Source organism: Imperialibacter sp., assembly GCF_040222385.1.
GTDB lineage: Bacteria > Bacteroidota > Bacteroidia > Cytophagales > Cyclobacteriaceae > Imperialibacter.
The window spans coordinates 59,692-82,063 of record NZ_JAVKDF010000035.1 but is presented as its reverse complement, the minus strand read 5'-3'; the positions used below and the strand labels follow the sequence as shown (position 1 = coordinate 82,063).

At 45.8% G+C, this 22,372-nt stretch carries 17 protein-coding genes; 9 read left to right on the top strand and 8 right to left on the bottom strand.

Going from position 1 to position 22,372, the window contains the following annotated elements; translation table 11 throughout:
* Positions 1-2 precede the first annotated feature (2 nt).
* Both RIG68_RS16265 and alr read right to left on the bottom strand, forming a co-directional pair.
* On the bottom strand, positions 3-4,181 hold the full coding sequence (locus RIG68_RS16265; RefSeq protein ID WP_350124434.1) for a tandem-95 repeat protein: 4,179 nt from the start codon (positions 4,179-4,181) through the stop codon (positions 3-5).
* Positions 4,182-4,294: 113 nt separating this feature from the next.
* Complete coding sequence (gene alr / locus RIG68_RS16260; protein WP_350124431.1) at positions 4,295-5,446, bottom strand: alanine racemase; 1,152 nt, start codon at positions 5,444-5,446, stop codon at positions 4,295-4,297.
* A gap of 172 nt (positions 5,447-5,618) precedes the next feature.
* Here alr and pyrF point away from each other — a divergent pair, with 172 nt between their 5' ends.
* The 8 genes from pyrF to RIG68_RS16220 all read left to right on the top strand — a co-directional run bounded on the left by pyrF (position 5,619) and on the right by RIG68_RS16220 (position 13,124).
* Positions 5,619-6,434: an orotidine-5'-phosphate decarboxylase gene (pyrF, locus tag RIG68_RS16255; protein WP_350124428.1), complete on the top strand. Its 816-nt coding sequence runs from the start codon at positions 5,619-5,621 to the stop codon at positions 6,432-6,434.
* Positions 6,435-6,490: 56 nt separating this feature from the next.
* A complete protein-coding gene (locus RIG68_RS16250; protein WP_350124425.1) occupies positions 6,491-7,798 on the top strand; it encodes a DUF2851 family protein in 1,308 nt (435 codons plus the stop codon).
* Between the two features lies 1 nt (position 7,799).
* Positions 7,800-9,053: a hypothetical protein gene (locus tag RIG68_RS16245; protein WP_350124423.1), complete on the top strand. Its 1,254-nt coding sequence runs from the start codon at positions 7,800-7,802 to the stop codon at positions 9,051-9,053.
* Between the two features lie 60 nt (positions 9,054-9,113).
* A complete protein-coding gene (locus RIG68_RS16240; protein WP_350072257.1) occupies positions 9,114-9,749 on the top strand; it encodes a NeuD/PglB/VioB family sugar acetyltransferase in 636 nt (211 codons plus the stop codon).
* Positions 9,750-9,828: 79 nt separating this feature from the next.
* A complete protein-coding gene (gene trhO, locus RIG68_RS16235; RefSeq protein WP_350072258.1) occupies positions 9,829-10,815 on the top strand; it encodes an oxygen-dependent tRNA uridine(34) hydroxylase TrhO in 987 nt (328 codons plus the stop codon).
* Positions 10,815-11,672: a nucleoside phosphorylase gene (locus tag RIG68_RS16230; protein WP_151998805.1), complete on the top strand. Its 858-nt coding sequence runs from the start codon at positions 10,815-10,817 to the stop codon at positions 11,670-11,672. The genes trhO and RIG68_RS16230 overlap by 1 nt, the downstream gene beginning before the upstream one ends.
* 120 nt (positions 11,673-11,792) lie before the next feature.
* Positions 11,793-12,377 (top strand): YceI family protein, encoded by a 585-nt coding sequence (locus RIG68_RS16225; protein ID WP_350124418.1) that lies wholly within the window; start codon positions 11,793-11,795, stop codon positions 12,375-12,377.
* A gap of 129 nt (positions 12,378-12,506) precedes the next feature.
* On the top strand, positions 12,507-13,124 hold the full coding sequence (locus RIG68_RS16220) for a hypothetical protein (protein WP_151998803.1): 618 nt from the start codon (positions 12,507-12,509) through the stop codon (positions 13,122-13,124).
* Between the two features lie 55 nt (positions 13,125-13,179).
* On the opposite strand, the gene RIG68_RS16215 is transcribed toward RIG68_RS16220, so the two are convergent.
* From RIG68_RS16215 to ade, 5 genes are all read right to left on the bottom strand, one after another.
* Positions 13,180-14,217, bottom strand: coding sequence for a hypothetical protein (locus RIG68_RS16215; RefSeq protein WP_350124415.1), 1,038 nt, complete (start codon positions 14,215-14,217; stop codon positions 13,180-13,182).
* Positions 14,218-14,220: 3 nt separating this feature from the next.
* A complete protein-coding gene (locus RIG68_RS16210) occupies positions 14,221-16,089 on the bottom strand; it encodes an ABC-F family ATP-binding cassette domain-containing protein (protein ID WP_350124412.1) in 1,869 nt (622 codons plus the stop codon).
* A gap of 96 nt (positions 16,090-16,185) precedes the next feature.
* Positions 16,186-16,470 carry a sll1863 family stress response protein gene (locus RIG68_RS16205; protein WP_350124410.1) on the bottom strand — a complete coding sequence of 95 codons (285 nt, stop codon included), beginning with the start codon at positions 16,468-16,470 and terminating at the stop codon, positions 16,186-16,188.
* Positions 16,471-16,517: 47 nt separating this feature from the next.
* On the bottom strand, positions 16,518-17,393 hold the full coding sequence (locus tag RIG68_RS16200; RefSeq protein ID WP_350124407.1) for a diacylglycerol/lipid kinase family protein: 876 nt from the start codon (positions 17,391-17,393) through the stop codon (positions 16,518-16,520).
* Positions 17,394-17,395: 2 nt separating this feature from the next.
* Positions 17,396-19,012, bottom strand: a complete 1,617-nt coding sequence (ade, locus tag RIG68_RS16195) for an adenine deaminase (RefSeq protein ID WP_350124404.1) — start codon at positions 19,010-19,012, stop codon at positions 17,396-17,398.
* Positions 19,013-19,105: 93 nt separating this feature from the next.
* Here ade and RIG68_RS16190 point away from each other — a divergent pair, with 93 nt between their 5' ends.
* Positions 19,106-19,498: a GxxExxY protein gene (locus RIG68_RS16190; RefSeq protein WP_350124401.1), complete on the top strand. Its 393-nt coding sequence runs from the start codon at positions 19,106-19,108 to the stop codon at positions 19,496-19,498.
* Positions 19,499-19,628: 130 nt separating this feature from the next.
* On the opposite strand, the gene RIG68_RS16185 is transcribed toward RIG68_RS16190, so the two are convergent.
* The gene (locus RIG68_RS16185) at positions 19,629-22,367 is read right to left on the bottom strand and encodes a glycoside hydrolase family 2 protein (protein WP_350124398.1); all 2,739 of its coding nucleotides are present in this window, start codon (positions 22,365-22,367) and stop codon (positions 19,629-19,631) included.
* Positions 22,368-22,372 lie beyond the last annotated feature (5 nt).

The window sequence follows — 22,372 nt, the reverse complement described above, 5'->3', positions numbered from 1 at the left end:
TCTTATTCAATAATTATCCTCCTCGAAATCATTTCATGACCAGGAAGCTCCACATAAAAAACAAATGTGCCATAGCCGAGATGCTGCAAATCGATCACTGATTCGAACGAACGTGCGTTCTTCCTGGTTTTTCTCTCCAAAACCACGTTACCCGTTAGGTCTACCACACGTATGCTGAAATCGCCAACAAAGCTGTTGTCCATCTTTAGTGTCAACTCACTTTCTATTGGAATTGGGAAAACCGTCACCGAGCGGGCGAGGCTTGAGATGCCGGTTACCTCATTGACCGTGATAGTTAAAATGTTGGGAGCGCTAGCGGCTGTACCGTCACTTACCAACACAGGAACAGATAGCTCGCCAGTAAAGTCAGTTGTTGGCGTTATGCTGCTTCCATTCACTGAATAGTTGTCACCTTCAGAGACGAGAACCGAATGTTCCTCTGGAAAAGTATTGTCTGGATCAGTGACCAGAAAGCTGTTGATGTTAAACTCCAGTGAAGTGTTCTCATCCATCTCCAGTTCGCCGGAATAAGCTTCTATAACCGGGACATCATTAACAGGAGTTACTTCGATCGTCAGGTTAAAGTGTTCACTGTTATTGTCAATCGTGCTAACCCTCACAGGGACGGTCATCGTTCCGTTGAAATCATTGATCGGAGTAATTTGAGCCCCTGAAATTGTATACGTAGTGCTCTCAAAAATCTCAAGCGTAAAGTCAGCCGGGAATGAGTTGTCGGGGTCGGTCACGGAGAGGCTTGCCAGGTCAATCGTTAAGCCTGTTTCTTCAAGCGTAGTTGTAGCGCCTGAATATCCTGTAATTATTGGATTATCATTCACTGGATTGATAGTGACAGCAATAACATAGGGAGCACTACTGGTAGCTCCATCGCTTACGGTTGCCGACACGGAAAGGCTGCCAAAGTAATTGGCAGCAGGGAGAATAGAGGCCCCATCAACAGTGTAGTTATCCCCTGCTTCAAGCGTGAAGCTGAAATCTGTTGGGAAGGTGTTGTCTGGATCAGTGACAGTGAAACCATCGAGAATGAATGCCAATGGAGCATCCTCACCACCGGTTAAAATACCTACATAAGACAATATCACAGGAGCATCATTTACCGGTGTGACTTCCACAAATAGCTCAAGAGTCGGGCTGTCTGCCTCGCCGTCGTTCACTTTTACGGGTACGGTGAGAGTGCCATTGAAGTCTGTGGCTGGTGTAATGGTAGAGCCAGCAACAGAATAATTGTCTCCGCTTTCGATGATAAGGGTGAAATCATCCGGGAAGGTGTTGTCAGGATCTGTTACTGAAAAATCTGACAAGTCAATGGTCAATGCCGTCTCTTCAGACGTTGAAAGTGTGCCGCCAAAGCCGTTAATGGCAGGCGCTTCGTTAGTGGACACTACCGTTACTTCTGCCTCAAAAACGTCGCTACTCAACTCGCCATCGTTTACCCTGGCTTTAACAATAAGCTTACCGTTGAAACCAGCATTTGGAATCACCGTTAACCCATCCAACGTATAGTCAGTCCCTGCTTCAAGTATTAAAGTAAAGTCATCTGGGAAAGTATTGTCCGGGTCGGTGACCGTGAAATTATCTATTGAAAGATTAAAGGTTTCGCCTTCAGTAACCCCAGGGATATTGACAAAACCTGAAATGATCGGTTTGTCATTTACTGGTGTGACTTCGATGCTGATTTCGTAGGGCTCGCTTTCGCTGATTCCATCACTGATTGCCACCGGAACTACAAGAGTACCATTGAAATTCTGATTGGGAGATATTGTATTTTCGTCGCTAGAATAATTGTCGCCTGGCTTAATAATGATACCGAAACCTTCACTATATGTGTCATCTTCATCGGAAACGTCGAAGTCGTCGAGGGTTAGTTCGACTGAGCCGTCTTCTTCAATACTCAATATTCGTGCAAATGAGTTTATCTTCGGGATATCATTTAAGAATTTGAGCCTGGCAATGCCCGAGAAGGGGATTCCGTTTATCTCCGTGAAGGATCCTAAAATCAGCAATGTCTCATCGTCTTCCTGAACGAAATTTCCAACCGTTCCCAATGAGCCGGCGGAGCTTCTTACCTCAAAATTAAAACGGCTATCAATCTGTCCAGAGATATCCACTTTGACGACTCCGGAACGATTGGTTTCATTGATGCTTTCAAATCGACCTCCGATAATCACCTTGTTGTTTTCAGCTGGAAACACATTGTTAAAAACGCTTGCCAAAGCATTTTTCGCTTTGATTGCGGATTCATCAAAGTTTGTTAGATCACTATTGGATTGAAATAAAAAATTATCATCTGTGCTAAATCCACTACTGCGAGACCCTCCGAAAATTAGCTTATCTCCCCAAACTTTGATGAAATTAACATAATTGTTATCGAGGAAGCTTGTAGGGATAGATGAAATTAAGTTACCCTCTTCATCTACCTTGTAGACGAGACCATCGAAGTTAGATAATGTTCCGCCCAGAATTATGCTTCCGGATTCAAGGAAGAGTATCTCGTTGATAGTTGAATTTTTTGGGATGGAATTACTGGGATTAAAAGAGTTGATTAGCTCCCCATCCTTAGTGAGTTTTGCTAAACTATTAATAGCAACTCCGTTGATAGTAGTGAAGCTGCCTCCAATATATATGTCATCGCCAGCTCTGATATTTATGGTGTTGATGGTAAACTCAGTGTCTACTTTGCTAAAGGATTCATCTAGCGACCCATCTTCTTCGAAACGAAGTAACTCATAGAAAACGTTCGATTCATCCAAATTGAAGTAGCCTCCAATGAGGATTTTACCATTACTTTGAATTTCAACATCTCGTATCCCGCCCCTCCTCGGAGCGGACAAGTCTACCCCAATGTCAAATCCATTGTCGACGGAGCCATCGGGATTTAGTCGGCAAATTCCATAGTTCCTCACGTTATTAACTTCGTAAAAGCTACCGTAAATGATTACCTTGCCATTTTGCTGAACTACAGCACCAACTGATGGCACACCGCCAAGATTGCTATTGAAATCTAAAACCTCGCCATTGCTGTCAAATGCTATAAGTCCTGGTCGAATTTGTCCATCGCTGCTATTTACGTCCCCAGCGGCATATATTGTACCATCAGAGGTGGTTTTTACAAATAATCTACCTGATGAGATCCTATCAACCCTTGTTACCGGAAATTCGTTATCTAAACTGCCGTCGGTTTTGAGTCGGATGATCTTATTAAAATTTTTGAAGTTTTCATCTCTTGTTAGGCCACCTACAATTAATTTATTGTCCTCTACTATTTCTACACTTGTTGGGTAGTACAAAAACTCTTCTCCGACGCTACTAAGCCCAAACGAATCATCTAAGCTACCGTCTGCATTTAATCGAATAAGACCACCTTGTGTGTTGGTAGAATTAAATTGCTTAAATCGTCCGACGACAAGGATTTTTCTGTCAGTTTGGACTTCTATATCTTCCACTAGTCCATTAAGAGTGTTGTCATTTTCAAAAGAGTCATCAAGTGTGCCATCATCATTTAGCTGGATAATAGTTCCTGACGGCTGGCCATTAAAAGAGGTAACCCCGGCAAGTAATGTTTTGCCATTATTTAGAACTTTGATCTTGGGGAAACTTAAAATTTCAAGAGAATTAGTTGATAAATCTACGTCAATTGTGCCGTTTCTATTTAAGTACAGGAGCTTATATGAGGAAGTATTGGAATTGACTTGGTAGGCTATAACAATATATTTATCATCCTTAATTGCTGCAGCTTGTACATTATAAAACGAAAAAGACGGGTTAAAAAAAGATTCTTTTATGCCATTCTTCTTTGATACATAGAGTCTGGAATCGTTTATATAAAGAATGATACTATCTGAAGAGATTATTATGTCATTGAACTGGTAGCCAAGGTCAGTATCAAGTTTAAAGGATTCATCCACTGCTCCAGATGAGTTTAGTTTTGCAATATTATTTACCCCAAGGTTGCCAATTGTTGCTATTCGGCCAGCCACAAATAGGTTGCCGCTTTCGTCGATTTCGAAGCTATTCACGAATGGGTACCCCTTAATCACGGGCTTAAAATCATCCATCAGTCTCTGCGCTTGCGCTAAACCAAAGCTCGCAACGAAGACCAAAACAAGTACTGATGCTTTGAGATAAAGTAGATTATTGAGAAAGGTGCCGTTTTTGATACTCATTCGCTGGTATAAATTTCTGTTTGAATATACCAGCAATATATTTATGATTAAGCTAAATACATTACAAAGAGGGTATTTTTCCTAATTGAAAAAGTTGCCATTTGAACAAGGGCTCACACAACCACCCTCGGAATATCCTTATCCAGTCTCGTCAGCAATTCGTAGTTCAGTTGGTCGCTTAAATTTCCAAAATGGGATACGGAAATCGACAGGTCGCCGTCGTTGCCTATCAGGGTCACTGTGTCCCCAATTTTCACCTCAGCATGAGTGATTTCTACCAGAAACATATTCATGTTGACCACACCCACAACACTCAGCCGGTGACCGTTGATCAGCACCCGGCCCTGATTACTCAGCCCACGGTTGAAACCGTAACTATAACCTACTGGAATGCTCGCAACTTTCATATCGTATTCAGCAAGAAAGGAGGTGCCATAGCCAACAAACTCACCCATTTTTACATGTTTTATGTCCATTACATGGCTTCTCCAGGATACCACTCGTCTAAGTGGATCTTCTGTTAGCTTGTTTTCCCGCATATAACTCACCTGGGTTTCCAGGCTTGGCCAAAGGCCATACTGCAAAATTCCCACCCTAACCATGCCCAGGTTATTCTCAGGGTACATGATCACTCCGGCGCTACATGAAGTGTGGAGCACACTTGGGTGGATGCCCTTGCTTCTGAAAAATTTCACCCCCTCATGAAATAGGTTTTTTTGATTGAGAATTCGCTTGTAGTTGGATACACTTTCTGCTCCGGCAAAATGGGTACACATGCCGACCACTTCGATGCAATCCTGATAGTCGTTGAGCAATGCTGCCATTTCTTCCCACTCATCTGAATTGACACCTGTCCGGTTCATGCCAGTTTCGAGCTCCAAATGAATTCTGGCTTTTTTCTTTATTGAACGGGCTTGCTGGCAGAGTGCTTTTAGCCTGATGGTGTTGAAGACAAAACACTCAATATCATTTTCAATTATCCACGGTAGATGATCGTCAAGAATATCACCCATGATCAAAATCGTCGATGACTCGGTACTGAAACTCGCCACGTCCAGTGCTTCGAACGAACCAAACACAGAAAAATGGCGAATACCCAACCTTTCAAGCTCAGGCACCATGTGTTTGATGCCATGTCCATAGGCATTGCCTTTTAGCACCGAAGAAATTGTCACATCAGGGCCCACTAATTTTCTAAGAAAATCAAGGTTGTTTTCTAGCGCCGACCGGCTAAGCTCAATGGAAGAGCTGGAATTTGGGAACATGTCTCTTTTGATTTGGCTAGCTAAAAAAAATAGCCAGCCTTTGGATAAATGAATAATGTCTGCAATATGCCGCCTGACAATGCGTAAGGCAAGTAAAAACCGGACTAATGGGGTTTTATATTCAAAGTAGATTCCTGCCATGTCAAATGCAGCATATGTTTATCTTTGCCGCATGACCCGTCAAGAACTATTTGCCAACATTAAGAAGAAACGTTCTTTTTTATGTGTTGGCCTCGATACAGACATCACTAAGATCCCCCCACATCTTCACAAAGAAAGGGATCCAATCTTTGAATTCAACAAGCAAATTATTGATGCCACGGCCGATGTGACCGTTGCTTACAAGCCCAATATTGCCTTTTACGAAGCCATGGGGCCAAAGGGGTGGGAGTCGCTGCAAAAAACATTGGACTATATCCCCAACGATATTTTCACGATAGCCGATGCCAAACGGGGTGATATCGGCAACACGTCTACTTTGTATGCAAAGGCGTTTTTTGAGGCGATGAATTTTGATAGTATTACTGTGGCACCTTACATGGGAAGAGACTCGGTAAAGCCCTTTCTGCAGTTCGATGGCAAATGGGTGATTCTGCTGGGGCTCACCAGCAACGAAGGCTTTGCCGACTTCCAGAATGAGCCAATGGCAGATGGCAAGAAGCTTTTTGAAAAGGTGATTGCCACCAGCCAGCAGTGGGGGAGTGCCGACAACATGATGTATGTGGTAGGCGCTACCAGGGGCGAAATGTTCAAAGAAGTGAGAGCCCTTGCTCCGGAGCATTTTCTGCTGGTGCCGGGCATTGGTGCGCAGGGAGGCGATCTGGAAGCCCCTTGCAAATATGGCATGAACAGCCAATGCGGACTGCTGGTGAATTCGGCAAGGGGCATTATCTATGCAGGTAACGGCGTCGATTTCGCCGAAAAAGCCAAGTTGGCTGCCACTGATCTTCAGCAGCAAATGGATGAAATGTTGGAGAAGTATTTATAAATTGGAAGACTGTGATGCTTTAGACAGTCCAATCTATTTACTTTTTCAACGACGAAATGTTTCCTGAAGAGTTTCTCCATTTTATCTGGCAATTTCAATACTTCGATAGCGCTGAGCTGCGGACTACCGACGGACAGGCCATCCTGATTAGTAAGCAGGGTTTTCTCAACTCCGATGCCGGACCAGACTTCAGGGAGGCTCGCCTGCGAATTGGGGAAATGGAGTGGAATGGGCAGGTGGAGATACATCTCAAGAGCAGCGACTGGCACAACCACAAACACCAGTTTGATAAAGCGTATGACAGTGTCGTTCTCCATGTGGTTTGGGAGGCTGATCGTGAGATACTGAGAACCGATGGTACGTACGTGCCGCAGCTGGAACTAAAGGATAGGGTGTCGCTGCAACTACTCTCGAAGTATCAGGGCCTGATTCAGCAGCGAGTGGATGTGCCCTGCCAAACACAAATCAAAAACATTGACGCTTTAAAAAGGCAGTCGATGATTGACCGGGTGCTCGTGGAGCGCCTACAGAGAAAGACAAAGGATGTTGAGATACTCCTGAAAAAGTACGGTGGCGATTGGGATGCCACAGCGGTTCATTTCCTCATCCGGTATTTTGGCTTCAAGAAGAACGAAGAAGGTTTTCAGCAGCTAAGCAAGCGGGTTTCGTACAAGGTGATGAAGAAGCTGGCTTTCGATAAGAAAGACCTGGAGGCCTACCTGCTGGGCCTTGCCGGGCTGCTTGATGACGACTCAAGTGACTTTTACTCGAAGGCCCTCAAAGAACGATTCGATTACATCAACCACAAATTTCAGCTCATAGCCACCACGCTGCCTCCTATACCCTGGAAGTTTATGCGCATGCGGCCAGCCAACTTCCCTACGATCAGGATGGCCCAGCTGGCAGCCATCATTCATCAGTCGCCCCGGCTTTTTGCAGTGTTTGTTGAGTCAGACCTTGCCGGACTCAGAGGCGTTTTTAAATCAAAGGTGTCTGATTATTGGTTGACACATTTTCAGTTTGCAAAGGACAAACCTGGGACGGAAAAAGCGAAATCAAGTGGACAAAGCGCTTTTGTGGGAAGCAAAAGCATCGACATTTTGCTTATTAACTGTGTTGTGCCTTTGTTGTTTGCCTATGGGAAGGAGCAGGGAAGCGCTGAGCTTGAGGAAAAGGCATTGCTGCTGCTGAATCAGCTTCAATTCGAGGAAAACACGATTACCAGAAAGCTCTCTTTCATGCCTGTCGAAAAACCCACGGCCTACGAGTCTCAAGCCTTTATCGAACTTTACCAGCACTACTGCCAGCCCAGAAGATGCCTTTCCTGCCAAATAGGTACTCACCTAATCAGGCAAAGCCACTAGCATGCTCGTTGGCGTTTTCATCCTTCTGATATTTGGCTGGGCTTGCTGGCAATTTTCGATGCCAGTTTTCGGAACCAGGGCCACACTTGTGCTTATGTCAATGAAAGTGGCGGCGGGCATGATAGCTATGGTCTACTACATGGAGGTTCGACATGAAGGTGACCTTTTCTACTACAACGAGAAGGCAACCGAATACCTGGAGGATATTCGGTCGGGCTATGCGGTTTGGGATTTCCTTGCGCAGGAAGCTGATCCGGCAGCCAGGGCAACTCCCCAAAACAGAACCTTTTTCTTTGTGAAGGTCATCACAGTATTATACTTGATGCTGGGAAGCAGTATTTGGTTCATCGGCATACTTTTTAGCTTCTTCAGCTTCTTGTCGGTCATTTACCTGATCAAAAGAATGCAGTCAATCGGTATCGATATTCGGTGGTCAGCCATTCTTGTCTTCTTCCTTTGGCCAAGTATAGCCATTTGGGGGAGCGGGCTTTCAAAGGAAACGTTGATGTTGGCTGGAGTCAGTGTATTTTTAGGTGCTGCCATTCCCATTGCTAGCGGAAGCCGTTCCAATTGGTTTTTACACGTAGCGTTACTTATTCTCGCTTCTTTGGTGTTGACAAAGCTGCGTATTTTCGTTTTGCTGAGCCTGCTTCCATTCTTGTTTGGTGCTGTGCTTTTTAAGGTTCTTCAAAAGTACATGCAAAGACTCGCATGGCGTTGGGCACTGGGTATTGCAGGCATTATCTTAATTGTGTCGTTTGTTGTTGCTTTTAGCTACTCCGACACAAGTTTCAATCCTGGGTATGTCGTAAAGGCATTCGCCGACAACCATGCGGCGATTGTGGCTCAGTCGATGCCGGAGCACGTTGTGTCAGGTCTTGAAACGCTATGGGAGTGGCCTCAAATTGTGTTGCAGGCTATGCTGGCAGCTATGGCAGGGATGCTTGGCCCATTTCCCTGGGAGGTCAATTCCACTTCGGAAATCCTTATTCTGCTTGAGCCGATGTTACTACTGACGCTCTTTTTTACCAATACGCCGACAAAGGCGAGATTTCCGATGCTCGTTTGGTTGCCACTACTCGGTTACGTTGTGTTCACTGCCGCTATGATCACCCTCTCAACGCCTAACTATGGCTCTTTGTCAAGGTATCGATTGGCCTTTTACCCCATGCTTGCCTTTCTTGTTTCCTTCAAACATCCCTGGCTGTCAAAAATCAGTAAATTGAAAATCTTCAGGAGCGATATAGGTGTTTGATGATAAGGCCAATAGCCCTACCTTTGCACTCTCAAAACTCATAGCAACTAATAGACAAGAATGATCAACCCGGTTATCATATTCGGAACTGGCCCTATGGGGCACCATGCCATGGAAATTTTCGAAAGCAATGGAGTGACGATATATGGGTTTTTGGAGGAGGATGCTTCCAGGCATGGCACAGAGCTCAATAGTATCTCTATTCTGGGCAGGCCTGATGATGATGGTTTTCTAAAGTTGATTGGAAAGAAATGTGACGCCTTTGTTGCCAGTGATGACAACGCTTACAGGAAGTCGATGGTGAAAATGCTCAACGAAAGGAGGCAAGTGCAGCCAGTGAATGCCGTGCACAAAAGAGCCGTGCTGGGCGTGTCGGTATCCCTTGGGCATGGCAATATGATCAACTCAGGCGCTATTGTGGAAGGCGGAGCAACCATTGGGCAGCATTGTGTGATTCACTCAAATGCTGTGGTTGGGTCCATGTCCAAACTGGGCGACTATGTGCAGATAGGCATTGGTAGCATTATCAATTCCAATGTTGAGATAGCAGATGAAGCATTTATCGGAAGCGGAGTAACAATTGTGGCAGGCGTGAAAATCGGTAAAAAAGCCAGGATTGGGGCAGGTTCAGTTGTTATTGCCAGCGTGAAAGACGGAGAAACAGTATTTGGAAACCCGGCACAAGCCGTTAAGTAAGTTAAAACTAATAGCTAAAGGTCAACAACCGATAGCAAAAACAAATAACACCTTGTTGAAGCAAGGCAGAGTTATAAAAATGAAAAATTACAGCATACTTCTTTATTACTGCTATGCCAGGATCGAGGATCCGGAGGCGTTCAGAGAGCAGCATCACCTTTACTGTATCGAAAACAACCTGAAGGGAAGAATCATCATCGCCCACGAAGGCATCAACGGAACCATAAGTGGAGGCAGAGAAGATTGCCAGCGCTATATGGACGATCTGAAGGCCGACCCCAGGTTCGCCCATACCGACTTCAAGGTGGATCACAACGATGCCAATGCGTTTGCAAAGCTGCATGTGCGTGTTAAGCCTGAGATTGTTCATTCCAGCCTGAGTCATATCGATCCCAATCAGCGCACAGGCACTTATGTGGAGCCCGCCGAGTTCAGGGAAATTCTCAAGAACAAGACAGATGATGTGGTTATTTTAGATGTCAGGTCTAACTATGAGCACTCTTTAGGCAAGTTCAAAAACGCTGTTACGCTCGATATCGAAAACTTTCGTGACTTCCCTGAAAAGGTGGAGGAGCTGAAGGCTTTAAAAGATAAAAAGATAGTGACCTATTGTACTGGTGGTATTAAGTGTGAAAAGGCCAGCGCCTTTTTGTTGGAGCAGGGCTTTGAAAACGTCTACCAGCTTCATGGGGGCATTATCAAATACGGCATGGAAGAGGCTACGCAGGGTGAGGACTTCGAAGGCAAGTGCTATGTGTTTGACAACCGGGTGGCGGTAGAGGTGAATAAGGTTAATCCGAAGGTAGTATCTACCTGCTATGTTTGTGGTACACACAGCGACCGCATGGTGAACTGTGCCAATGCTGAATGCAATCGCCATGTCCCAATCTGTGAGAAGTGTGGATGGGAAATGGAAGGCGCTTGTTCCGAAGAATGCAAATCTCATTCCGATAAAAGACCGTATGATGGCACCGGCTACTACCAGAAGGAGATGAATGGTTATAATCCTTACAGAGGACTGTACAGGAAGAAAGAAGAACCGCAAGGTGCAACCGACGAGCGCTGATGGCAAAAATTCCTGAGTCAGAGCTTATCCTCAATTCCGATGGTAGTGTTTACCATCTCAGCCTCAGGCCTGAGCACATTGCTGATACCATCATAGCAGTAGGAGACCCGGGCCGGGTGCATCAGGTAAGTCAATATTTCGACTCAATAGAGTTTGAGATGAACAAGCGGGAGTTCATTACTCACACTGGCTATCTCAACAAAAAGAGAGTGACAGTTATCAGCTCTGGCATTGGCACCGACAACGTTGAGATACTATTGACCGAACTCGATGCGCTGGTCAATATTGACCTGGCCAAACGGGAGCCAAAGAAGAAACTCAAGAGTCTTAATATTATTCGTATAGGCACTTCTGGCGCCATGCAGGAGGATATCAAATTGGGAAGTTATGTTGTCTCAGAGAACGCCATCGGCTTTGATACGCTAGGCTTTTTTTATCCTTACCATCAGTCGGCCAGGGAAACAAAGATAGCGGCCAAGCTGAAAGAGGCCATCTCTTTGGAGTTCATGCCGTATATCATCAGCGGATCCGAAAAATTGATCGAAAAATACGCCTTTGACATGGTCAAGGGAAATACGGTTACCGCACCCGGGTTTTATGCGCCGCAAGGGAGAGCACTTCGCCTGCCCATCAAGCATCCTAATTTGGTGGATCAGCTGATGTACTTTCACGAGGGCGATTTTTGGATCACCAATTTTGAAATGGAAACCGCAGGCTACTATGGATTGTCTCGTATGATGGGACATAACATGATCAGCCTTAATGCGATTGTTGTGAACAGAGCAAAAGGTACCTTTTCAAAGAACCCCCTGAAGGTTGTTGACGGTCTGATTAAAAAAGTGCTTTCCAGAATCTAGCCCCAGACCAGCCAAAGCTCACATTTAAAAATAAATTTAATGCTAATGAAACATTTAGACATTTATTTATGTATATACATGTATGTACATACATTTGCATTATTAAACATCTAAAAACTTATGTTAAGCGCAATTTTCACATCATTAGTACTTCTTGTCGGCAGTCCTTCGGCTGATGACACAAAAGCTGTTTACAAAGTCAACACAGTAGAAAGCAAGGTAATTTGGACTGGCGAGAAACTAGCCGGAAGTCACACAGGCACAATTAATTTGATTCAGGGTGACCTTCAGTTCGACGGCGATAAATTAGCAGGCGGTTCGTTCACTATCGACATGAACTCAATTGTAGACACAGATCTCGAAGGTGAATACAAAGGCAAATTGGAAGGGCACCTTAAGTCTGACGACTTTTTTGGAGTAGCCACTTACCCCACCGCATCTTTCAAAATTACCAGCGTGAAATCGACAGGTAACAACAAATACGATGTGACCGGCGACATTACTATCAAAGGAACAACTGAGAAAATCACTTTTCCTGCAGAGTTAGCTGTCAATGGAAGCAAAGTAACTGCCACCTCTAAGATTACTGTGGACAGGTCTAAATTTAATGTAAAGTATGGCTCCAAAAGCTTTTTTGCAGAGATAGGAGACAAAGTGATTTACGACGAATTTGTACTTGACGTAACCCTTGTAGCGGCCAAGTAATTTAACCCAGTATTAAAGTGGAAGAGCCGGATCGGGAAACTGACCCGGCTTTTTTGTTTTGGCACGCACTTTGTATTCGGTAGATTACTTTTTAGAAAACGGATTATTTAATTAACAAATAGAATGACCATGAAGAATTTTTTAGTCTCGGCCCTTCTCCTGGTGTCAGGAGCGGCCAATGCGCAGCAAATTGTTACGGATTTCGAATCGCAGAAAAAGAGTATCATCAAAATGGAGTTTTTCTCTCCATTGACAGGCAACACCACCTTTGGATATGAAAGATATATCAAAGACTGGGTGTCATGGGAAGCCAAAGTAGGGATTATCGGCCTAGGCCTGGATCCAAACGAAATTGACCCAAGTGGCGTGCTTTTCAGAGTGGGGCCTAAGTTTAAACTAAACCCAGATTTTGTAGCTGACGGCATGAAAGGATCGCACTTGCTAAGTGGAAAATACATCAGGCCTGAGGTGGCTATGAGCTTTTTTACACAGGACAATATTGTGTACGACGAATTTACTGGTAATGAGTCGAGGAACAGGGAAGATTATTCTGCTGTGGCTATTCTGCTGAACTACGGCCGTCAATACGTGCTGGCAGACATTATGAGCCTCGACTACCATGTCGGCCTGGGCTATGGGTTCAACAGCGGAGGCGAGGGAAGATACAGCTACAGTCACGCTGCCGGTGGAAGAGACTTTCCAATTGCGGTGTCAGCAGGATTTACCATTGGACTCCTTTTGAAGTAAGAAACAGGGCCTGGGAATATTGTAGCCGTCTGGTGGGGTCAAACTTACCGGGCGGCTATTTCTTTTTTCTGCCGAGGTTCCAGATGGTCTCTGCTTTTTTCCCAAGCAGCCAGAAAGCCACAGCAAGAATCATGAAAAAAACGGCTTTGTGCAGCGTGTCCCAGCCGTATTCCACGTAGCGGGAAAGCAGGTTGACAAGAAAAAAAACGATGCCAAAGTCGCGGCTAAGAAAATCATCATTCTTGAGTCCATAAATGATGGCTCCGACACTAACGGCGGCCATAAGCACAGCCCAACCCCACAATTCTACCTGGCTGACCTGGCTCCAGATGTTGAAATCAGTGTGGTTGCCAAAAATGGATAGAAACCACAGCGAGGTAAATAGCTGAAACAAGCCAAAACCATAGGTGAGAGGCTGAAAAAAGGAGATTTTTGTTCGGCCAATCAAAAATGAACCACCGACTATGAGAAAGCTAAACACCGTATATCGTAGCGGGTAATTCATCCCCCAAAACAAACCTTCCCAATTGGTGACATAGCCCGTTTCTGTTCCAAACCACGCACCAAAGGCCACAAGAAAGAAAAGCCAGATGACTTGCGAACGCAAACTGTAAGCCACCAAAGCGTAGATGGCTGTGAGCAAAAGTATGAGTAGGGAAAAATGGCCGGAGCCTGTATCGAACTGCAAGCCGAGGAAGGTAGCGGAGACAGCGGTGCTGATCACGCCGAGAATGAAAAGCGCCTCGTTGCTGTAAATCTGATCTGGTTTCTTCGCTTTGCGTCTGTAACCAAATGCGTACAAACCAAAAGCCACTGCAGCAAACAGCAGGCTTTTGACCCAGTGAGGTGCATCAATTAGATCCTCTATGAATTTAAGAATCCATTCGTCGGCGAGCAAAAGAAAAACACTGACAATGATGGAGCCAATAGCAAACAGGAAGGCGTAGAAGGCCAGCTTTTGCCAGTCGAAGCCAACAGGCTGCACATCGTTCCTGAGCCTTTCTGACGTTTTTTCATCGATAAGCCCGGAGTCTTCCCAATGAGCAATTGCCTTGTTGATTATTTCGGCCTCTTTCTTGCCTGTTTGCAGCATGCCTTATGCGTTTAACTCGGAGAGCTCAAGCCACCGGAGCTCCTTTTCTTCGAGTAAGGTATCAATTTCTTCTATTTTTAACGCCCATTCGGTAAGTTCTTCGTGTGACCCATTTCCGGCGTTTAGCTTTAGAATGAACCCCTTCTTCTTCTCTTCCAGTTGTTTCAACTCCGCTTCAATACCTTCCAGCTCTCTTTTTTCTTTATAGGAGAGCGCTTTTTTTTCGGTTGGCTTTGCTACTTCTTTCGGTTTTTCTTTTGGAGCAGGCTTCTCAAGTTTCGAAGCTTTTTCCGCCTGCTGCTCACGGAAGTCGGTATAGTTACCTGGGAAGTCGTGGATGACTCCACCACCTTCGAACACAAATAAGTGGTCGGTAGTGCGATCGAGGAAATAACGGTCGTGGGACACCACCATGAGGCAGCCGGGGAAGCCTTCAAGGAAGTCTTCTAACACATTCAGCGTGGTAATGTCCAGATCGTTGGTAGGCTCATCGAGGATCAGAAAATTCGGGTTTTTAGCGAGGATTAAAAGCAGTTGTAGCCTTCTTTTTTCACCGCCGCTCAGCTTTCCTATGATTTGATATTGCTTTTCAGGAGGAAAAAGAAACCTTGTAAGCAATTGCGAGGCAGTAATAATTGTGCCGTCAGGCCCCGGGTGCACCTCTGCTACTTCTTTTACCGCTTCAATTACTTTCTGGCTATCGTCGAAAGTAAAATCTTCCTGGGTGTAGTATCCAAACATGGTATTGACACCCTTGTCGGTAGTGCCTGCATTTGGCTGCTGCTTGCCGGTGAGGATGTTGAGAAAAGTTGTTTTGCCGGCACCGTTTTTGCCTACAATCCCAATCCTGTCGTTCTTCTTGAAGGTGTAATTGAACTTATTGAGGATCGTGACATCGTCATAGGCGTGGGATACGTCCTTTAGCTCCATGATTTTGCCACCAAGCCGGCGGCCTTCTGCGTGGAGCTCCACCTTGTCCTGTCCAAGTTTTTTGGAGGCTGTTTCTTTGATGCCTTCAAAGGCTTCCACTCTGTACTTGGCTTTTGTGCCTCTGGCTCGGGGTTGCTTTCTGATCCAGTCAAGCTCCTTTTTCATCAGGTTGCGGGCTTTGTCCACCACGGTCGATTCCAGGGCCTGTCTTTCGGCCTTTTTCTCAAGGAAGTAAGCATAGTTGCCCTGGTAGCGATTCATCTGTCCCTCGTCCAATTCGAAGATGAGGTTACATACATTATCCAGAAAGTACCTGTCGTGGGTAATGAGCAGGAGAGTGGTGTTTTGTGTGGCAAGGTGCTTTTCCAGCCACTCCACCGTTGCCAGGTCGAGGTGGTTGGTAGGCTCGTCGAGTAGCAGCACATCGGGCTGCTCAATCAGGATTTTGGCAAGGGCCACTCTTTTTTTCTGACCGCCCGATAGCGTGCCCATTAGCAGGTCTACATCCAGCAATCCCATTTGTCCGATTACCTGTCGAACAAATGCCTCAAAATCCCAGGCTTGCAACTCATCCATTTTCTCAAGCACACCCTCAGGAAAATCTTTGCCATGGTGCTCCGCCTGGTACATGGCCTCTTCGTAATCACGAATGGCCCGAATCATGGGCGAGTTGGCTTCGAAGAGGGTGTCTAAAATGGAGGTTTGTGGATCAAACTCCGGCTGCTGTGGCAGGTAGGAAACCTTAAAGTCTTTGCGGGTGGAGACTTTGCCTCCGTCCGGCGCTTCCCAGCCGGCAATGGTCTTAAGAAGCGTAGACTTACCGCAGCCATTTACTCCAATGATAGCAGCTTTTTCTCCCTGGCTAAGACCAAAGGTGAGATTAGTAAATAATGGCTTGTCGGTGAATGACTTAGCTAAATTTTCAACGGAGATAATATTCATTGACCCTGCAGCAGTTAATTGAAATTTGATTCAGGGTGCAAAAGTACCAGTTGCAAACCACGATTAACTAATAACAGTCAACAAATAACTTTCGTGCTAGCTCTTCATTTTCTTAAAAGCCGCTTCCGCAGCAGCCCGAAGTTCGCCAATGGCATTCTCAAGATGCTCCCTTACTTCCACCCACTTCGGTTCATTCTTTACTTTAAATGACTCAAACTCTTCTTCCAGTTTTTCTTTCTGACCTTTGAGCTCAGCTATTTTCTCTTCTATCTCGTCAGTCAAACCATCCTTTTTCTTTTTGCCTTCTACAATAAGTTGGTCAATTTTCTTACCGAGTTCGGAAAGCAGCGACTCCACTTTGCCTTGTTCTTCTTGCGACATATCGAAAGGATTTAGATTTATGATGGAAGGTAGAAGGATCGGATGATTTATGCAATGACTTTCACCCCTTTGCGCACGACTTTAAGTTTAATCTTGTTCACTTTGGCTCTTGCTTCACCATCGATGTGGAGGTAGATGCCTTTTTTCGACTCAATGGTAGCTTTTTTTACGGCGTATTCTTTTTGGAGCCTCGATTGATGGATAGACTTGCTGAAAAGCTGCCATACAAGAAAAGGCACGTCCAGCCATTGAAATTTCTTAAGCACCACTATGTTCACCTTGCCATCGTCGAGTTCGGCTTTGGGGGCAATAAAGGCATTGTTGCCAAACTGTGTGCTGTTCGCAAAGCTGACCATCATCGCCTTTTCTTTGAAAGTTTTGCCTTTGAAGGAGATCTTGATCAGGCGATCTTTTGACTTGCCGAACTCTTGCAGCGTGACTTTTGCGTATGATTTTAGCCCCCTGACCTTCAAATTTTTGAATTTGTGGGCCACTTTGGCATCAAAGCCAATGCCTGCCACATTGACGAAGCTGTCGTCGTTGATTTTCACGTAATCGATGGCTCTCACCTTTCCTTTGTTAAGGCTTTGGAAAGCACCCTCGATGTTCATCGGAATATTGAGAGTTCTTGCCAGCCCATTGCCGGAACCTGATGGGATAACTCCAAACCATTTCTTGCTATCGAGCACGCCTTTGAAAACCTCGTTCACGGTGCCGTCGCCGCCTACAGCAATGAAGCCATCAAATTCATCCAGCCGCTTCTGAATTGTTTCGGTGCCGTCGCTGGCATGTCTTGTCAAATGCATTTCGTAACTGAAGCGTTCGTGGTCGAGCCATTTCTGAATCAGCGCTTCTTCAAACTTGTGGGTGCGGGTACCAGCGGTGGGATTGACGATGAAGAGGATTTTCTTTCTCTCGGGCATTTTTACTCTTTGAAAAGTGGCACAAAGGTAAACCTTTCGCCATCAAAAAGTCCCTGGTCACTTAACTTTAACATAGGGATAACAAGCAGTGCCATAAAGGACAGGGTCATAAATGGTGCTGAAAGTTTTGATCCCAGCTCTTTGGCCATCAGGTCAATTTCCTGGTACTTTTTACCCACAGTATAGCCGTCTTCCACAGCCATCAATCCGGCAACCGGTAATGGTAACACCTTTTGCTTTCCCTTTCCAATAGCAGCTACTCCGCCTTTGTTTTCAACCAATAGGTTGACTGCTTCGCAAATGGCTTCGTTGGATACGCCGATGGCCAGGATGTTGTGCGAGTCGTGCCCGACGGTGGAGGCAACGGCGCCTTGCTTCAATCCAAAGTTACGGATGTAGGCGATGGCTGGTGGCTGATCGCTGTAACGGTTGATGACGGCAAATTTCAAGACATCATGTTCGACAGAAGTTTGTGAGTCTGAATCCAGCAGGCTTGAATCAAACCAGCTTTCTTTTGTGATTAACTGGCCGTCGAGGGCATCGATGACTCTTACCTGCGAACCACCTACTTTGAGGTGGAAGTCAGTTGGTTTCTTTGGCTGACAATTGAACTGATTGATGGGCGTGCAAGGTTTGGTGCCGAAAAGAGCCTTTCCATGTTCGGCTACTTTTTGCCCGTCGATCCAGGTTTCCAGAACGCCAAAGTTTTCGATGCTGCCTACCACAATAAAATCCGCAGGGTCGCCTTCTTCCAGCAAACCTACATTTAGCCCGTAGTGTTTAACAGGGTTGATGCATGCTGCTGCCAGCACATCGAAAAGGTCATGCCCTTTTTTCAGGGCTCGCACGACGAGTTGATTGATATGCCCTTCGATGAGGTTGTCAGGGTGCTTATCGTCGGAGCAGAACATCAGCTGGCTGGCGTGATCCTTCATTAGCGGGATTAACGCCTCAAAGTTTTTGGCTGCACTACCTTCCCGGATAAGGATTTTCATGCCGTGTTTCAGTTTGTCGAGAGCTTCCTCCATAGTGAAGCACTCATGGTCGGTGCTGATACCGGCAGCGATGTAGTTGGCGGCTTGCTCTCCTTTGAGTCCTGGAGCATGGCCGTCTACAGGTTTGCCATGCTTCTGCGCTACTTTGACTTTGCCCATCACCAGTGCATCCCGATGCAGCACCCCCGGCCAGTTCATCATTTCAGCAAGGTATTTGATCTCAGGCTTAGAAAGGAGGTATTCAATATCCTCAGCTGTGATAATGGCTCCTGCTGTTTCAAATGGAGTAGCAGGCACGCAGGAGGGGGCTCCGAAGTTGAACTTCAGGGGAACGGTTTTAGCATTTTCAATCATGAACTCAACGCCTTCCACGCCCAGCACATTCCCAATTTCGTGAGGATCAGATACCGTTGCCACAGTGCCATGCGTAACGGCCAGCCTGGCAAATTCGGAAGGAACCAGCATTGAGCTTTCAATGTGCACATGAGCATCTACAAAGCCGGGAAGAATGTAGCGGTGTGGGGCATCGACAGTTTCTTCAATATTTTTAATGACGCCAGCTTCTATGGTGAGTCTGCCGGGGTAGATTCTTTTGCTCTCAATGTCGATTATTTGCCCTTCCATTTTGTCTCTACTTGGATTTATAGGATTGAAAGATGATAAGATTAGTATTTTAGTTACCTGAAATTATTTTGAATCCAAACTTTATCAGAAGCCATGATTTACGAAGAACTCACACATCGGATAATTGGGTGCGCAATGAAGGTGCATACCTTTCTAGGAAACGGTTTTCAAGAGGTAATATACCAAAGAGCCCTTGCAATCGAAATGGAAAAGCAAGGTCTTGGTTATGCAAGAGAGATGGAAATGACTATCTATTATGAAGGAATTGATATTGGGACTCGCAGAGTGGACTTTTTCGTTGAAGATAAGATCATGGTTGAGTTGAAAGCAGTGATCGAATTGAACGATAATCATCTTAACCAATGCAGAAACTACCTGGAAGCTTACAATTTACCTGTTGGTCTCTTAATCAATTTTGGTAGCCGCAGTCTCCAATATAAAAGAGTCTATAACACCAAACACCCAGAAGTTAAGGCCAAGCACTAACTGCCAATATATTTCCTGGCCCTACTCGGAAATCCTAAAATCCTTTCATCCAAGGAACCCTAGTAAAGACAGGGAATGATTGATAAAACAACACACATACAAACTGTGTGACAAATCGTTATTTCAGTCCTCAATACTTCAACACCACCGAAGGGTCAACAGGCCACCTCCCAAAGGACTTACCATAAACGGCCACACCGTTTTCACCCTCAGTTCTTATTTCAATAATCAGCTTGCCTGTGGAGGCTGCATCTTTTAGCATTCTTTTCGAAACTGGCACCTTAGTCAGGTACCCATAAGAGCCTGCTTCTCTGAGCTTTTTGTCCTGCAACTGATGGTGCCAGCTCAAGATGCCTCTGTGATCCGCAGGATCGTCGGTGAGAGTGGTAGTTTGCACCTTCGTGCCGTTCACCCAAATGGAGACGGTAGACGGAAACATTGTCTCATCAGTCATCGGATAGGAGTTAGGGTTACTGCTGGGCTCGGCTCTGGCACCAAGCATGTAGTCTTTGCCTGCCTCGAATTCTTCTTTGTCTTTGGCGAAAAGCTCCTTGGCGGAAATTTCTACCAAAAAGTAGGCTTCTTTGGCTTTCGCAGTTTCAGCGCCGCTTAGGTCAAAAGTGTATTCAAAGTTGCCCTTTCCGGCACCATTTACCTTTAACCCATCCAGTACAGTCCACTGCTTTTCGCTCCACTCCGCTTTGGTGAAAGAAGCCGGGGCGACGCTGATCACCTCTGTTTTGGCCACCTTGTCGTTTCCAGTTACTTCGAAGGCAGTAAAGTTGCGGTGCACCACCTTGCCACTTATGTCTTCCAGCCTTAGTTTGAGAATAGACAAGCCTGACGTTGCTGGCATTGTCACCTCAATGGGCGCCGGTGTTGACTGTATATAGGGTTTATAGTCCACTAACTGACTGCCTTGTTTGATAGTTGACGTTTCACCAAGGTAGTTGGTGTGGGCCAGTTCGTACACCACCTTTAGCTGGCTGCCCATTTCCGCACTGCTCATTGAAGAAAGGTAGAGAGGCACACTTACTTTCTCTCCGCCCTTTACCGTTTTGCTGATTTCATTGCCGGTAGAAAGGTAAACCAGCGAATGAAAGTCGTTGGTAGTCATTCCTGCAACTATATCGCTCAGTCCGGTTTTCTTTTCCGTCCTGTCGAAACGCCAGTAGCCGTTCCACTCATTAATCACATCATGGTGCTCGGTATACAGCCAGCCTGACATAAATGGGTACTTGCGAAAAGTGTTCATCATGCGGTGGTAGTCCCACGTCCAGTCCACGTCGCCGGTGCTGCCATCGTAGCCCCACACGTTGCCACATTCTGAGTTGATATTGGGTTGATTGCCCTGAGTGAAGCCGTCTTCAAAATCGTAAGTGCTGCCCGGATAGGTGTTTTTCTCCAGGTTGGCCATAAAAGCCTCCCATTCCCAGCCTGGCAGGTAGCTGTGCCAGGAGTTGATGTCTGTTTCTGTGTGACCAGCGCCACAGCATATGGAGTTGTCTTCTACCAATCGACTTCCATCCAGCGACTTAGTGAGGTAGTACATGGAGGCTACCCAATTTTGCGTTCTTGGCAGGTACTTGTTCTCCTTTTTTCCATCGACCTCTACAGCGGTTCTCAAGCCCCATGTTTCATTGAAAACAATCCATGAAAAGATCGCTGGATGGTTGTAGTCTCTTTTGATCATTTCCCGAAGGGTGAACTCCGCTTCGGCTTGCATTTTCTCTTCAGGCTCACCCCAGCTATTAGGAAGATCGGCCATAACCAGCAAACCCAGCTTGTCGGCCCAATACAGTTTTCGGGGCACTTCTGCCTTGATGTGTACCCGAATGCCATTCAGTCCGATAGATTTACTTCTCTCGATTTCTTCCCGCATAAATTGGTCAGATGGGAAGGTGTAGAAACCATCAGGATGATAGGATTGATCTAATGTGAGTTGAACGTAGATGGGATTGTTGTTCAGGGCGATGTAGGGATAGTCTGTTCCCGGCAGGTTTACGACGGAGATCTTGCGCATGCCGAAATAGGTGCTCACTTTGTCGTTTCCAAGAGTTGCTTCAGCCGTGTAGAGAAAGGGGTCTTCCAGACTCCAAAGGTGAGCGTTCGGTATGTTAATGCTGAACCGTACTTTATTCTTTCCTTTTGTGATAGTCGCTTCCTGTGATATCGGCGTTGGCGTACCTTTAATTGTGACCGTTACTTTGAGATCCTCCGCTGCTTCCTCTGGCAAATAGGCTGTTACGTCCACTTTGTTGTTGTCGATGTCGGGGGTGAAATGAACGGCTTCCAGGTAGTTGTTCCCTCTGGCCTCCAGGTAAACGGTTTGCCATAGACCTCTGGCATTTCCGTAGCCTTGCTTGCCGTACAAAGTAAAGTCTCGGCGGATATCATCTACTCTGATGACGAGCTTTTGAGTTTCCCCATACTTGACATAAGGTGTTAGGTCAAACGAAAATGGAGTATAGCCTCCCTGATGACTGCCAAGCTTTTGCCCATCAAGCCAAACGGTGGTTTCCCAGTCGGAGGCGCCAATGGTTACGAAGGTCTTTTTGCCGTTCCATGCCGGATCAACGGTGATCTCCCGTTGGTACCAGGCAATATCAGCCTCATCTTTTACTCCTGAAAGATTTGAGCCCCACGGAAAGGGAACCAAAATCGTTTTATCAAAGGAGGTATTTCCTGCGCTCCAGTTACTCGTCAAGCCTTCATTGGAAGCATCAAATTTGAATTCCCAAATGCCGTTCAGGTTTTTCCAATCGCTCCTTTCAAAGTCGGGCCGGGGGTGCTCCGGCAATGGAATCATCTGCGAAAAAGATGAGAATGAAAGGAGGGTGCCGAGGCAGGTAAGAAATAGCGATTTCATAAACG

Coding starts and splice junctions, on each gene's coding strand:
- RIG68_RS16265 (WP_350124434.1), bottom strand. CDS start 4,181: ATGAGTATCAAAAACGGCACCTTTCTCAATAATCTACTTTATCTCAAA.
- alr (WP_350124431.1), bottom strand. CDS start 5,446: ATGTTCCCAAATTCCAGCTCTTCCATTGAGCTTAGCCGGTCGGCGCTA.
- pyrF (WP_350124428.1), top strand. CDS start 5,619: ATGACCCGTCAAGAACTATTTGCCAACATTAAGAAGAAACGTTCTTTT.
- RIG68_RS16250 (WP_350124425.1), top strand. CDS start 6,491: ATGTTTCCTGAAGAGTTTCTCCATTTTATCTGGCAATTTCAATACTTC.
- RIG68_RS16245 (WP_350124423.1), top strand. CDS start 7,800: ATGCTCGTTGGCGTTTTCATCCTTCTGATATTTGGCTGGGCTTGCTGG.
- RIG68_RS16240 (WP_350072257.1), top strand. CDS start 9,114: ATGATCAACCCGGTTATCATATTCGGAACTGGCCCTATGGGGCACCAT.
- trhO (WP_350072258.1), top strand. CDS start 9,829: ATGAAAAATTACAGCATACTTCTTTATTACTGCTATGCCAGGATCGAG.
- RIG68_RS16230 (WP_151998805.1), top strand. CDS start 10,815: ATGGCAAAAATTCCTGAGTCAGAGCTTATCCTCAATTCCGATGGTAGT.
- RIG68_RS16225 (WP_350124418.1), top strand. CDS start 11,793: ATGTTAAGCGCAATTTTCACATCATTAGTACTTCTTGTCGGCAGTCCT.
- RIG68_RS16220 (WP_151998803.1), top strand. CDS start 12,507: ATGAAGAATTTTTTAGTCTCGGCCCTTCTCCTGGTGTCAGGAGCGGCC.
- RIG68_RS16215 (WP_350124415.1), bottom strand. CDS start 14,217: ATGCTGCAAACAGGCAAGAAAGAGGCCGAAATAATCAACAAGGCAATT.
- RIG68_RS16210 (WP_350124412.1), bottom strand. CDS start 16,089: ATGAATATTATCTCCGTTGAAAATTTAGCTAAGTCATTCACCGACAAG.
- RIG68_RS16205 (WP_350124410.1), bottom strand. CDS start 16,470: ATGTCGCAAGAAGAACAAGGCAAAGTGGAGTCGCTGCTTTCCGAACTC.
- RIG68_RS16200 (WP_350124407.1), bottom strand. CDS start 17,393: ATGCCCGAGAGAAAGAAAATCCTCTTCATCGTCAATCCCACCGCTGGT.
- ade (WP_350124404.1), bottom strand. CDS start 19,012: ATGGAAGGGCAAATAATCGACATTGAGAGCAAAAGAATCTACCCCGGC.
- RIG68_RS16190 (WP_350124401.1), top strand. CDS start 19,106: ATGATTTACGAAGAACTCACACATCGGATAATTGGGTGCGCAATGAAG.
- RIG68_RS16185 (WP_350124398.1), bottom strand. CDS start 22,367: ATGAAATCGCTATTTCTTACCTGCCTCGGCACCCTCCTTTCATTCTCA.